We start from the raw sequence: 15179 nt of genomic DNA, 5'->3' as shown, positions 1-15179 counted from the left end.
GGTGCGGACGGTACGGGTTGGGGTGAGGGTGTCGGTGTGCTGCTGGTGGAGCGGCTGTCCGACGCGCGGCGTAACGGTCACCGGGTGTTGGCGGTGGTGCGGGGTAGTGCGGTCAACCAGGACGGTGCGTCGAACGGGTTGACGGCGCCGAACGGTCCGTCGCAGCAGCGGGTGATCCGCCAGGCGCTGGCCTCGGCGCGGCTGTCCACGGCGGACGTGGACGTGGTGGAGGCGCACGGCACCGGCACGACGCTCGGCGACCCGATCGAGGCGCAGGCGCTCCTGGCCACCTACGGGCAGGACCGGGACGAGCCCCTGCTGCTCGGTTCGGTGAAATCGAACATCGGGCACACCCAGGCCGCCGCCGGTGTCGCGGGTGTGATCAAGATGGTGCTGGCGATGCGGGAGGGCGTGGTCCCGGCGACGCTGCACGTGGACGAGCCGTCGCCGCACATCGACTGGTCGGCCGGCGCGGTGGAGTTGGCGACGGAGTCCCGGCCCTGGCCGGGAGTGGACCGTCCCCGCCGGGCGGCGGTGTCGTCGTTCGGCATCTCCGGCACGAACGCGCACGTCATCATCGAACTGCCCGAGGACGTGCCCGCCGAGCACGCGGAGCCCGCCGCCGATGACGGCGCGGACCCGGGCCCGGGGCTCGTCGCCTCGGACGTCGTCGTGTGGCCGCTGTCGGCGCGGTCGAACGCCGCCCTCGCCGGTCAGGCGGCCCGGCTGGCCCGCTACGTCCGCCAGCACGGGGATCTGGACCCGGCGGCCGTGGCCTGGTCCCTCACCACCACCCGTTCGACGTTCGACCAGCGGGCGGCCGTGGTCGGTGCCGGCGTCACCGAGCTGCTGGCCGCCCTGGACGCCCTGGCCGCCGGCGCGCCAGCGGGCAACGTGGTCACGGGCACCGCGTCCGGTCATGGTGCGGGTCCGGTGTTCGTGTTTCCGGGTCAGGGTGCGCAGTCGGCGCGGATGGCGGCCGGTCTGGTGGGTCGTGCGCCGGTGTTCGACGCGCGGCTGGCGCAGTGTCAGCGTGCCCTCGCCCCGTACCTGGACGTCGATCTGGTGTCGGTGCTCACCGGTGAGGACGAGTCGTGGCTCGACCGTGTCGAGGTCGTGCAGCCGGTGCTGTGGGCCGTCGGCGTCGCCCTCGCGGCGGTCTGGCAGCACGCGGGTGTGACCCCGGCGGTGGTGGTCGGTCACTCGCAGGGCGAGATCGGCGCGGCCTGTGTGGCCGGCATTCTCACCCTGGAGGACGCGGCGAAGGCCGTGGCGTTGCGGTCGCGGGCGCTGACGGTGCTGCGGGGTACGGGGACGATGGCGTCGGTCGACCTGTCCGCCGACGCGGTGGCCGAGCGTCTTGCGGGGTTCCCGGGTGTCGGGGTGGCGGCCGTGAACGGTCCGTCGACGGTGGTGGTGTCGGGTCCGCCGCAGCCGGTCGCCGATCTCGTCGAAGCCTGCCAGGCCGACGGCATCAGGGCCCGGTTGATCCCGGTGGACTACGCCTCCCACTCCGCGGCCGTGCAGGACGTCGCCGAGCGGTTGCGTGCCGACTTGGCCGACATCACCCCCCAACCGGGCCACACGCGGCTCGTCTCGACGCTGACCGGGGACTGGGTGGACCCGGTGTCGATGACGGCTGACTACTGGTACGACAACCTGCGCCAGACGGTGCGGTTCGACGCCGCCGTGCGCGTCGCCATCGCCGCCGGGCACAGCGTGTTCGTGGAGATCAGCCCGCATCCGGTGCTCACCATGCCGGTCACCGCGATCCTCGACGACACCGGCACCAGCGGGTACACCCTGGGCAGTCTGCGTCGCGGTGACGACGACCCGACGCGCCTGCTGACCAACCTGGCCACCGCCCACGCGATCGGCCTGCCCGTCGACCTGACCAAGGTCCTCGCCGAGACCGACACCGTCGACCTGCCCACGTACGCCTTCGACCGGGACCGGTTCTGGCCGACCGCGACGACCGGGCAGGGCGGCGCCGACGAGGCCCCGAGCGGCGTCGACTCCGCGTTCTGGGCGGCCGTCGAGCGGGAGGACCTGGCCGCGCTCGCGGAACTCACCGCGCAGAGTGCCACGGAATCCCTGGAACGGCTGGGTGCGGCCCTGCCCGTGCTCGCCTCCTGGCGGCGGCAGCAGCGGGAACGGTCCACCCTGGACGACTGGCGGTACCGCAGCGTCTGGCAGCCGTACACCGGAACGCCGGTCAGCTTCCTCCCCGGCGCCTGGTGGGTCGTCGCCGACGAACGGCACCCGGAGGAGGGCGAGGCCGCCGTCGCCGAGCTGGGCCGCCGGGGCGCCGACGCCCGACTGGTGCTGCTGCCGGAGATCCTGACCGACCGGGCCGCCCTCGCCGCGCACCTGGCCACCGCGACCCGGACCGCCGACGGCGGACCGGCCCCGCTCGACGGGGTGCTGTCGCTGCTCGCCCTCGCCGACGGCGCGGTCGACGACACCCAGCCGGTGCCGCCGTTCCTCGCCCGGTCGCTGGCGCTGATCCAGGCCCTCGGCGACCTCGACGTGGCCGCGCCGCTGTGGTGCGTCACCCGGGGCGCCGCCGGCACCACCCGGGGCGGAACCCCCGGTCGCCCGGAGCAGTCGCTGCTCTGGGGCCTCGGCCGGGTCGTGGCCCTGGAACACCCGCAGCGGTGGGGCGGCCTGGTCGACGTCCCGGCCACCCTGGACGACCACGGCTGGGACCTGCTCTGCGCCGCGCTCACCGGCCTCGACGGCGAGGACCAACTCGCGGTCGACGGCGCGACCATCCTGGTGCGCCGGCTCGTGCGGGCGCCCGGCGGCGCGGCCGTCACCGACGAGGCGGGCTACCCGGGCACCACGCTGGTCACCGGCGGCACCGGCGCGCTCGGCGCGGAGGTGGCCCGCTGGCTGGCCGCCCGCGGCGCCGAGCACCTGCTGCTGGTGAGCCGCCGGGGCGCGGACGCCCCGGGCGCCACCGCGCTGGTTCGCGAGCTGACCGACGCCGGCGCCCGGGTGACCGTCGCCGCCTGCGACGTGGCCGACCGGGCGGCGCTGGCCAAGCTGCTCGACGAGGTACCCGCCGACGCGCCGCTGACCAGCGTGGTGCACGCGGCCGGTGTGCTGGACGACGGGGTGCTCGACGGGCTCACCGCCGAGCGGCTCGCCACCGTCCTGCGGCCCAAGGTGCTCGGCGCGCTGCACCTGCACGAGCTGACCGTCGACCGGGAGCTGCGCGCGTTCGTGCTGTTCTCCGCGATGGCCGGCCAGCTCGGCGCCGCCGGCCAGGGCAGCTACGCCGCCGCCAACGCCTACCTCGACGCCCTCGCCGAGCAGCGGCACCGGCAGGGCCTGCCGGCCACCTCCGTCGCCTGGGGCCCCTGGGCGGCCGGCGGGATGGCCGCCGCCGACCAGGCGGTCGAGGAGCGCCGCCGGCGTACGGGCGTGGCCCGCCTCGACACCGAGCCCGCCCTCACCGCGCTCGCGCGGTGCGTCGCGGGCGGCGAGCCGGCGACGCTGGTGGCCGCCATCGACTGGGCCCGGTACGTCCCCGGGTTCGTCGCCGTGCGGCCCAGCCCGCTCATCGCGGGCGTGGCCGAGGCGCGGCGCGCCGCCGCCGAGCGGGCCGAGGGCGCCGGCGTGTCCGCGGAGTCCCTGGCCGCCCTGCTCACCGGGCAGACCGACGCCGAACGGCGCAAGACCCTGCTCGAGCTGGTACGCGGCCAGGCCGCCGCGGTGCTCGGGCACGCCTCGATGGACGCCGTCGAGCCGGACCGGGCGTTCCGGGAACTCGGCTTCGACTCGCTGACCGCCGTCGAGCTGCGCAACCGGCTCACCGCGGCCACCGGCGTCCGGCTGCCCGCCACGGTGGTCTTCGACTACCCGACGGCCGCCGGGCTGGCCGAGTACGTGCGGGCCGCGATCGTCGACGGCGGAGTGGTCGGGGTCGCCCCGGTCTTCGGCGAACTGGACAGGTTGGAAGCGGCGCTCTCCGGCTCGGCGCCGGACCGCAGCGCCCGGATTCGGATCACCGAGCGGCTGCGGGCGTTGCTGGCCTCCCTCAACGAGGCCGACGCGCCGGCGGACGGCGACACCGTCGCCGAGAAGCTCCAGGACGCGACGCCGGACGAGGTCTTCGACTTCATCGACCGCGAGCTGGGGATGTCCTGACGTGATCGCTGCTGCGTCGACGGGTCAACACAAGGAGTGCGCGGTCCATGGCTGACGAGGCGAAGCTTCTCGACTACCTCAAGCGGGTCACCGCTGACCTGCACCAGGTGCGGCAGCGCCTGCGCGAGGTGGAGGCCGGTGAACAGGAACCGGTCGCCATCGTCTCCATGAGCTGCCGGTTCCCCGGCGGGGTGCGGTCGCCGGAGGACCTGTGGGAGGTGGTCGCGTCCGGCCGGGACGTGGTCACCGACTTCCCCGAGGACCGCGGCTGGGACCTCGGGTCGCTCTACGACAGTGACCCGGAGCAGGTCGGCACGTCGTACACGCGGCAGGGCGGCTTCGTCCACGACCTGGCCGACTTCGACCCGGGCTTCTTCGCGATCTCCCCGCGCGAGGCGCTGGCGATGGACCCGCAGCAGCGCTGGCTGCTGGAGACCTCGTGGGAGGCCCTCGAACGGGCCGGCATCGACCCGCACTCGTTGCGCGGCAGCCGCACCGGCGTCTTCGCCGGCAGCACCGGGCAGGACTACGGCACCGTGCTGATGGGCGCCGCACAGGGCCTGGAAGGGCACCTGATGACCGGCAACGCCGGCAGCGTCGTCTCCGGCCGGATCGCCTACACCTTCGGCCTGGAGGGGCCGGCGGTCACCATCGACACCGCCTGCTCGTCCTCCCTGGTCGCCCTGCACCTCGCCGGGCAGGCGCTGCGGCAGCGGGAGTGCACCCTGGCCATCGTCGCCGGGGTCACCGCCATGTGCACCCCGGCCGCCTTCGTCGAGTTCTCCCGGCAGCGCGGGCTCGCCGCCGACGGCCGGTGCAAGGCGTTCGCCGCCGCCGCCGACGGCACCGGCTGGTCCGAGGGTGTCGGCGTGCTGCTGCTGGAGCGGCTGTCGGACGCGCAGCGCAACGGCCACCCGATCCTCGCCGTGGTGCGGGGCAGCGCCGTCAACCAGGACGGCGCGTCCAACGGCCTGAGCGCCCCGAACGGGCCCTCCCAGCAGCGGGTGATCCAGCAGGCCCTGGCCAACGCCGGTCTCGCCGCGGGCGGCGTGGACGTGGTGGAGGCGCACGGCACCGGCACCCGGCTCGGCGACCCGATCGAGGCGCAGGCCCTGCTCGCCACGTACGGGCAGGATCGGGGCGACGCCGCGCCGCTGCTGCTCGGCTCCGTCAAGTCGAACATCGGGCACGCCCAGGCCGCCGCCGGGGTGGCCGGCGTGATCAAGATGGTCATGGCGATGCGGCACGGCGTCGTGCCGCCGACCCTGCACGTGGACGAGCCGACCCCGGAGGTCGACTGGTCGGCCGGCGCCGTCTCGCTGGTGACCGAGGCGACGCCGTGGCCGGCGGTGGACCGGCCCCGCCGCTCGGCCGTCTCCTCGTTCGGGGTGTCCGGCACGAACGCGCACACGATCCTGGAGCAGGCGCCGGCGCCCCAACCCGCGCCGACCGACGCCGCGCCGGTCGTCCAGCGGCCGGTCGTGCCGGTGCTGGTGTCCGCCCGGGACGCCGCCGGCCTCGCCGGGCAGGCGGAGCGCTGGGCCGTCCGGCTGGCCGCCGACGAGACCCTGCGCCCGCTGGACGTGGCCTTCTCGTCGGTCACCTCCCGGTCCACCCTCGACCACCGCGCCGTGGTGCCCGCCACCGACCGAGACGACCTGCTCGCCGGGCTCCGGGCGCTGGCGTCCGGCGCACCGGCGGGCGGTGTGGTCGTGGGCCAGGCCGGCAGTCGGGGTTCGCTGGCGGTGCTGTTCTCGGGTCAGGGCGCGCAGCGCGCGGGCATGGGCCGGGAACTGTACGCGGCGTTCCCCGTCTTCGCCGCCGCGCTGGACGAGGTGTGCGGGCAGCTCGATCCGTTGTTGCCGCGTCCGTTGCGGGAGGTGCTGTTCGCTGCCGAGGGTTCGGCCGAGGGGGCGCTGCTGGATCAGACGGTGTTCACCCAGGCTGGTCTGTTCGCGGTCGAGGTGGCGTTGTTCCGGCTGGTGGAGTCGTTCGGTGTGGTGCCGGACATGGTCGCGGGGCACTCGATCGGTGAGGTGACCGCCGCGTACGTCGCGGGTGTGCTGTCCCTGGGCGACGCGTGCGCGTTGGTGGCGGCGCGGGGCAGGTTGATGCAGGCGTTGCCGGCCGGTGGCGGGATGCTGGCGGTGGCGGCGGGCGAGGCGGCGGTGGTCGAGTCGATCGCCGGGCTGGGCGACCGGGTGGGGATCGCGGCGGTGAACGGGCCGACGTCGGTCGTGGTGTCCGGGGCCGTCGATGTTCTCGACGAGGTGGAGCGGCTCTGGAAGGAGCGCGGGGCGCGGACTCGTCGGCTGGCGGTGAGTCACGCGTTCCACAGTCCGTTGATGGAGCCGATGCTGGCGGAGTTCCGCACGGTCCTGGACGGGCTGGCGTTCGCGGCGCCGGTGCTGCCGTTGGTGTCGAACGTGACCGGCGCCCTCGCCGACGCCGAGGAGGTCCGCAGCTCGGAGTACTGGGTGCGGCACGTCCGTGAGGCGGTGCGGTACGCCGACGGCATCACCGCGCTGCGGGCGGCCGGGGTGGACACGTTCCTGGAGGTCGGCCCGCAGAGTGTGTTGACCGCGATGGCGGCGGACATCCTGCCCGACGACGACGTGCTGGCGGTCGCCGTCCAGCGCAGGGACCGGCCGGAGGCGCACGCGCTGCTGCACGCCCTGGCCGAGCTGCATGTGCACGGCGTGCCGGTGACCTGGCGGGAGTGGTTCGCGGACACCGGCGCGCGGCGGGTCGACCTGCCCACGTACGCCTTCCAGCGCCAGCGCTACTGGCCCGAGGCGGGGGCGGGATGGACCGGAGACGTCACCGCGGTCGGTCTGCGGCCCGCGCGGCACCCCCTGCTCGGCGCCGCCGTCGGCGTCGCGCACGCCGAGGGCTTCCTGTTCACCGGGCGGCTGGCCCGGCGTACCCACCCGTGGATCTCCGACCACGTCGTCTTCGACACCGTGCTGCTGCCCGGCACGGGCTTCGTCGAACTCGCCCTCCAGGCCGGCGCGCACGTCGGCGCGGACCACGTCCGCGAACTCACCCTGGAGTCGCCGCTGATCCTGCCCGAGACCGGCGGCGTGGACATCCAGCTATGGATCGGCCCGGCCGACGAGACCGGCTGCCGCTCCGTGTCCCTGCACTCCGCGCTGGACGGCGACCCGGCCGACGGCGCCGGGGAGCGGACCTGGACCCGCAACGCCAGCGGTGTGCTGGCCGGCGGCCCCGCCGGACCGGGCGGGCCCTCGGGTTGGTCCGACCTGACCGCCTGGCCGCCGCCGGGAGCGACCGAGGTCGCCACCGACGACCTGTACCTGAACCTCGCCGCCCAGGGCTACGACTACGGTCCGTCCTTCATCGCGCTGCGCTCCGCCTGGCGGCGCGGCGACGACCTCTTCGCCGAGCTGGCGTTGCCGGAGGCCCCCGCCGCCGAGGCCGACGGGTACGGACTGCACCCGGCGCTGCTCGACGCGGCGCTGCACACCCTCGGGCTGGCCACGCCCGCCGCCGCGCCGGCCGGGGCCGGCATCCCGCCCGGATACGGCCGGCTGCCGTTCTCCTGGAACGACGTCGCCCTGCACGCCGCCGGTGCGGCGGCGGCCCGGGTGCGGGTCTCGCACACCGGAGCCGACAGCATCTCGCTGCTGCTCGCCGACGTCACCGGCGCGCCGATCATCTCCGTCGGCTCCCTCGTCCTGCGGCCGGTCTCCGCCGACCAGCTCCGCACCGCCGGAGGTGGCGGGACGGAGTCGCTGTTCCGGGTCGAGTGGGCCCCGCTCGCCCCGGCCGCCGGGCCGTCGACCGTCGACTGGGCGGTGGTCGGCGACGCGCCGTCCCTCACCGAGGCCGTCGCGGCCACCGGGACGGCCGTGTCGGCGTACCCCGACCTGACCGCCCTGGCCACGGCGATGGACGACGGGGCGGACGTGCCCGGCGTGCTGGTCGTGCCCTTCCTCGACCCGCCCGCGTCGGCCGACGTGCCGCGCGTCGTCGCCGAGGTGACCCACCGGGCGCTCGCCGTGCTCCAGCAGTTCCTGGCCGACGACCGGTACGCGGCCTCCCGGCTGGTCGTGCTGACCCGGGGCGCGGTCGCCACCGACCGGGACGCCGACCTGACCGACCTGGCCGGCGCGGCGGTGATCGGCCTGCTCCGCTCCGCCCAGTCGGAGAACCCCGACCGGTTCGTGCTGGTCGACGTCGACGACGTGGCGGGCTCCGCCGCCGCGCTCGTCCCGGCCGTCGCCACCGACGAGCCGCAGGTGGTGATCCGCTCCGGCGTCGCCGCCGGTGCCCGCCTCACCCGCGTCCCGGCCGTGGCCGAACCGCCGGCCGCCCCGTTCGACGGGGAGGGGACCGTCCTGATCACCGGCGCCACCGGCACCCTCGGCCAACTGATGAGCCGGCACCTGGTGACCGCGTACGGCGTCCGGCACCTCATCCTGACCAGCCGGCGCGGCCGGGCGGCCGAGGGCGTCGACGAGCTCTGCGCGGAGCTGGCGGCGCTCGGCGCGACCGTCACCGTCGCCGCCTGCGACGTGGCCGACCGGACCGCCGTGGCGGAACTGCTGGCGGGCATCCCGGCGGAACGCCCGCTCACCGCCGTCATCCACGCCGCCGGCGTCCGCGACGACGGCGTGATCTCCTCCCTCACCCCGGAGCGGATGGACGGCGTGCTGCGGCCCAAGGTCGACGCCGCCTGGAACCTGCACGAGCTGACCGCCGACCTCGACCTGAAGGCGTTCGTCTCGTACTCCTCGCTCGCCGCCACCGCCGGCGGACCGGGCCAGGGCAACTACGCCGCCGCCAACGCGTTCCTCGACGGGCTGGCCCAGCACCGCAAGGCACGCGGGCTCACCGCGCTAACCCTCGCCTGGGGCCTCTGGGCCGACCGCAGCGGCATGACCACCGAGCTGGACGACGTCCACCTCAACCGGATCTCCCGCTCCGGCGTCGCCGCCATGGAGGCCGAGGAGGGGCTCGCCCTCTTCGACGCGGCCTGCCGCACCACCGACGCCGCACTCGTCCCGGCCCGCCTCGACCTCGCCGCGATGAAGGCGCAGTTCGCCGGCGGCAGCATCCCGCCGCTGTACCGGGCGCTGATCCGCACGCCCGCCCGCGCCGCCGCCGCGGCCACCACCGGCGCGTCCCTGGTGCAGCAGCTCGCCGCGCTCGGCGACACCGACCGGGCCGCCGCGCTGGTCGAGATCGTCCGGGGGCAGGCCGCCGCCGTGCTCGGCTACCCCGACCCGGCGGCCATCGAGCCGCGCCGGGCGTTCGGCGAGTTCGGCTTCGACTCGCTGACCGCCGTCGAGATGCGCAACCGGCTCAACAACGCCTTCGGGATGCGGCTGCCGGCCACCCTCGTCTTCGACTACCCGACCCCGCACGACCTGGCCACCTTCCTGGGTACGGAGATCGCCGGCACCCCGGTCCCCGTGCGGCCCACGACCGCCACCGTGGCGGTCGGCGACGACGAGCCCCTCGCCATCATCGGCATGGCCTGCCGGCTGCCCGGCGGCGTGTGGTCCCCCGACGACCTGTGGCGGCTCGTGGCCGACGGCGTCGACGCGATCACCGGCCTGCCCACCGACCGGGGCTGGGACCTCGACGCCCTCTACAGCCCGGACCCCGACGCCAGCGGCACCTTCTACACCCGGGGCGGCGGCTTCCTCGACGGCGTCGACCGGTTCGACCCCGGCTTCTTCGGCATCTCGCCCCGCGAGGCCCTGGCCATGGACCCGCAGCAGCGGCTACTGCTGGAGACCACCTGGGAGTCGTTCGAGTCCGCCGGCATCGACCCGACCGCCGTGCGGGGCAGCAGCACCGGCGTCTTCGTCGGCACCAGCGGCCAGGACTACGGCTCGTTGCTCGCGTACTCGCCGGAGGCCGCCGAGGGTTACCTGCTGACCGGGATGACCAGCAGCGTCATCTCGGGCCGGGTCGCGTACACGTTCGGCCTGGAGGGGCCGGCGGTGTCGCTGGACACGGCCTGCTCGTCGTCCCTCGTCGCGCTGCACTGGGCCGGCCAGGCGCTGCGGCGCGGCGAGTGCGACATGGCCCTCGCCGGCGGCGTCATGGTGATGGCCACCCCGACCGCGTTCGTAGAGTTCTCCCGCCAGCGCGGCCTCGCCGCCGACGGCCGCTGCAAGTCCTTCGCCGCCTCGGCGGACGGCACCGGCTGGTCCGAGGGCGTCGGCATGCTGCTCGTGCAGCGGCTCTCCGACGCCCGCCGGCAGGGCCGCACGGTCTACGCCGTGGTACGCGGCTCGGCGGTCAACCAGGACGGCGCGTCGAACGGGTTGACGGCGCCGAACGGTCCGTCGCAGCAGCGGGTGATCCGCCAGGCCCTCGCCTCGGCGCGGCTGTCCACGGCCGACGTGGACGTGGTGGAGGCGCACGGCACCGGCACGACGCTCGGCGACCCGATCGAGGCGCAGGCGCTGCTCGCCACCTACGGGCGGGACCGACCGGCCGACCGGCCGCTGCTGCTCGGCTCGATCAAGTCGAACATCGGGCACGCGCAGGCCGCCGCCGGCGTCGCCGGTGTGATCAAGATGGTGCAGGCGATCCGGCACGGCCTCGTCCCGGCGACGCTGCACGTCGACGAGCCGTCCCCGCACATCGACTGGACGTCCGGCGCCGTGGAACTGGCGACCGAGTCCCGGCCGTGGCCGGCGGTGGACCGTCCCCGCCGGGCGGCGGTGTCGTCGTTCGGCATCTCCGGCACCAACGCGCACGTCATCATCGAGCAGGCCGACGAGCCGGCCGAGGCCCCCGCCGCGACCGGCCCGGGCCTGGTGGCCTCGGATGTCGTGGTCTGGCCGGTGTCGGCGCGGTCGAGGGCCGCCCTCACCGGTCAGGCCGCCCGGCTGGCCGAGTATGTGCGCGGGCACGACGGTCTGGACCCGGCGGCGGTCGGCTGGTCCCTCGCCACGACCCGGTCGACGTTCGACCAGCGGGCCGCCGTGGTCGGTGCCGGCGTCGCCGAACTGCTGGCCGGCCTGGATGCCCTGGCCGCCGGTGCGCCGGCGGGCAACGTGGTGACGGGCACCACGTCTGGTCATGGTGCGGGTCCGGTGTTCGTGTTTCCGGGTCAGGGTGCGCAGTCGGCGCGGATGGCGGCCGGTCTGGTCGGTCGTACGCCGGTGTTCGACGCAAAGCTCGCCGAGTGCCAGCGGGCCCTCGCCCCGTACCTGGACGTGGACCTCGTCTCGGTGTTGACGGGCGAGGACGAGTCGTGGCTTGAGCGGGTGGAGGTCGTGCAGCCGGTCCTGTGGGCCGTCGGCATCGCCCTCGCCGCGCTTTGGCAGCACGCCGGTGTCACCCCGGCGGCGGTGATTGGTCATTCGCAGGGTGAGATCGGCGCGGCCTGTGTGGCGGGGATCCTGTCGCTGGAGGACGCGGCGAAGGCGGTGGCGTTGCGGTCGCGGGCGCTGACCGTGCTGCGGGGCACCGGGACGATGGCGTCGGTGGACCTGCCCGCCGAGGCCGTCACCGCCCGCCTGGACGGGTTCCCGGGTGTCGGGGTGGCGGCGGTCAACGGCCCGTCGACCGTGGTGGTCTCCGGTCCGCCGCAGCCCGTCGCGGACCTTGTCGACGCCTGTCAGGCCGAGGGTGTGCGGGCGCGGTTGATTCCGGTGGACTACGCGTCGCACTCGCCGGCCGTGCAGGAGGTCGCCGAGCGGCTGCGTGCCGATCTGGCCGACATCGTCCCGCAGCCCGGTCACACCCGCCTGGTGTCGACCCTGACCGGGGACTGGGTGGACCCGGCGTCGATGACGGCGGACTACTGGTACGACAACCTGCGCCAGACGGTGCGGTTCGACGCCGCGGTGCGCGTGGCGGTCGCCGCCGGGCACAGCGTGTTCGTGGAGATCAGTCCGCATCCGGTGCTCACCATGCCGGTCACCGCGATCCTGGACGACACCGGCACCAGCGGGTACACCCTGGGCAGTCTGCGTCGCGGCGACGACGACCCGACCCGGCTGCTGACCAACCTGGCCACCGCCCACGCGATCGGCCTGCCCGTCGACCTGACGAGGATTCTCGCCGAGACCGACACCGTCGACCTGCCCACCTACGCCTTCGACCACCAGCGGTACTGGGTGGAACCCCCGGTCCACCGGGCGCAGGACGTCAGCTCCGCCGGCCTCCAGGACGCCGGACACCCGCTGCTCAGCGCCACGCTGACCTTCCCGGACAGCGAGCGGATGGTCTTCACCGGGCGGCTGTCGGTGCGTACCCACCCGTGGCTCGGCGAGCACCGGGTGATGGACAACATCCTGCTGCCCGGCACCGCCTTCGTGGAGCTGGCCACGTACGCCGGCGAGCAGGCGGGCTGCCCGACGGTGGAGGAGCTGACCCTGCTCGCCCCGCTCGTCCTGCCCGAGATGGGCGCGCTCCAGGTGCAGCTGATGGTCGGCGACCGGGACGACGACGGGCGGCGCACCGTCCAGCTCTACTCGCGGCCCTACCGGGACGGCTCCGACGAGATCCTCGCCGACGTGGCCTGGACCTGCCACGCCACCGGCCTGCTCGCCCCGCGGCCGGCCGAGGGCGCCGCGCCCGCCTTCGACCTCGGGGTGTGGCCGCCGCCCGGCGCGACCCGCGTCGAGTCCGACGACTTCTACTCCGGCATCGAGGCGACCGTCTTCGGGTACGGCCCGGCGTTCCGCGGCCTGCGCGCCGCGTGGACCCGCGACGACGAGGTCTTCGCCGAGGTCGAGCTGCCCGCTGACCACCACGCCGAGGCCGGCCGCTTCGGCGTGCACCCGGCGCTGCTGGACGGCGCGTTGCAGGCGATGTCGATCGGCGGCTTCCTCGGCCGGATGGGCGACGGCGCGGACGCCACCGTGCCCCGGCTCCCGTTCGCCTGGACCGGGGTCTCCCTGCTCGCCGCCGGGGCCACCGCCCTGCGCGTGCGCGTCGCCGCGGCCGGCGAGGTCGGTGTCTCCTTCCAGGTGGCCGACGCCACCGGCGCCCCGGTGCTGCACGTCGACTCGCTGATCATGCGCCGGGTCACCGGCGACTCGCTCGGCGCGGCCCGCTCCGGCCGGCACGAGTCGCTGTTCCAGGTGGACTGGCCGGCGCTGCCGGTGCCCACCGGCCCGGTGCCGGCGGCCACCCGCTGGGTGGTGCTCGGCGGCGACGATCTGGCCCTCGCCGCCGCCTGCGAGGCGGCCGGTGCACGGGTGCGCACCGACGTCGACCTCGACTCGCTGGGCGACCTGCTGGCCGGCGGCGAGCCGGCCCCCGAGGTGGTGATCGTCCCGGTCGGCGGCGTCGGCGACCCGACGGACCCGGCGCTGGCCGGGCAGGCGCGGGCCACCACGCACCGTGCCCTCGCCGCGTTGCGGACCTGGCTCGCCGACGACCGGTTCGCCGAGTCCCGGCTGGTGCTGGTGACCCGGGACGCCGTCGCGGCGGGGGAGCAGCCGGTGGTCAACCTGCGCCAGGCCCCGGTCTGGGGCCTGCTGCGCACCGCGCAGCTCGAACACCCGGGCCGGTGCCAGTTGGTCGACCTCGACGACGCCGCCGACAGCGCCGCCGTGCTGGCCGCCGCGATCGCCTCCGGCGAACCGCAGCTCGCCGTGCGGGCGGGGCAGGTCCGGACGCCACGGCTCGGGCGGGTCCCGGCCGGGGTGGACCTGCTGCCCGGCGGGATCGACCCGGACGGCACCGTGCTGATCACCGGCGGGACCGGGGTGCTGGGCCGCATCCTGGCCCGCCACCTCGCGACCACCCACGGCGTACGGCATGTGCTGCTGGCCGGGCGGCGCGGCGCGGCGGCCGACGGGATCGGCGACCTGGTCACCGAACTCGCCGGCGCCGGCACGGAGGTGACCGTCGCGGCCTGCGACGCCGCCGACCCCGACGCACTGTCGGCGCTGCTGGCCGGGGTGCCCGCCGAGCACCCGCTCACCGCCGTGGTGCACGCCGCCGGCGTCCTCGACGACGGCGTGCTGGAGTCGATGACCCCCGAGCGGGTGGACGCGGTCGCCGTGCCGAAGATCGACGCGGCGTGGCACCTGCACCGCCTCACCGCCGACGCGAACCTCGCGGCCTTCGTGCTCTTCTCCTCGGCGGCGGCGACGCTGGGCAGCGCCGGCCAGTCCAACTACGCGGCGGCGAACGCCTTCCTCGACGCCCTCGCCGCGCACCGGCGGGCCCGCGGCCTCGCCGGCGTCTCCCTCGCCTGGGGCCTGTGGGAGCAGGCCAGCGGCATGACCGGCCACCTCGACGACGCGGACGTGCGGCGGATGGCCGAGCAGGGCGCGGCGGGCCTGGCCACCGAGCAGGCGCTGGACCTGTTCGACGCTTCCTGGCGGCTCGACGCGGCGGCGGTCGTGCCGATGCGGCTGGACGTAGGGACGCTGCGGACGCAGGCCGAGTCCGGCACCCTCGCGCCGATGCTCCGGGCGCTGGTCCGGGCGCCGATGCGACGCTCCGTCGACGCGGCCGGCACCCGCTCCGGCGGGGTGCAGCTCGGCCAGCGCCTCGCCGGGCTGGCCGGGCCGGAGCGGCAGAAGGTGGTGCTGGACGTGGTCCGGGCGAACATCGCCGCCGTCCTCGGCCACGCCGGCGCCGACGCCGTCGACCCGAACCGGCTCTTCACCGACCTGGGCTTCGACTCGCTCACCGCCGTCGACCTGCGCAACCGGCTCAACGCCCTCTCCGGGCTGCGGCTGCCGGCGACGCTGGTCTTCGACTACCCGACGCCGACCGCGCTCGCCGAGAAGCTGACCGGCGAGATCGCCGCCGACGAGGCGCCCTCCGCCCAACCCATCTTCCAGGGCATCGACACCGTGGAGAGCCTGCTCAACACCATCCCGCTCGACCCGGCGGCCCGGGCCCGGTTCACCGCCCGGATGCAGGACCTGCTCGCCAAGGCGTCCGACCTGGCGGCCGTGCCCGCCGCCGAGTCGGACCGGCCCGATCTCGACTCGGCCAGCGATGACGAGATCTTCGACTTCATCAGCAAAGAGTTTGGAATCTCCTGAGATGACCGACTTCCGAACCGA

At 75.4% G+C, this 15179-nt stretch carries 2 protein-coding genes; both read left to right on the top strand.

Features of this window, described 5'->3' with window-relative positions:
• The coding region (locus tag ACGF7U_RS26530) for an SDR family NAD(P)-dependent oxidoreductase (protein WP_393111108.1) at nucleotides 1-4155 on the top strand (4155 nt) is incomplete at its 5' end.
• Between the two features lie 47 nt (nucleotides 4156-4202).
• Nucleotides 4203-15158 (top strand): SDR family NAD(P)-dependent oxidoreductase, encoded by a 10956-nt coding sequence (locus tag ACGF7U_RS26525; RefSeq protein ID WP_393111106.1) that lies wholly within the window; start codon nucleotides 4203-4205, stop codon nucleotides 15156-15158.
• The last annotated feature ends 21 nt before the right edge of the window (nucleotides 15159-15179 follow it).

The sequence above is a fragment of the Micromonospora sp. NPDC047670 genome (genome assembly GCF_043204915.1).
Lineage (GTDB): Bacteria > Actinomycetota > Actinomycetes > Mycobacteriales > Micromonosporaceae > Micromonospora.
The sequence above is the reverse complement of the archived record's forward strand: the minus strand, read 5'-3'. Positions and strand labels throughout refer to the sequence as shown.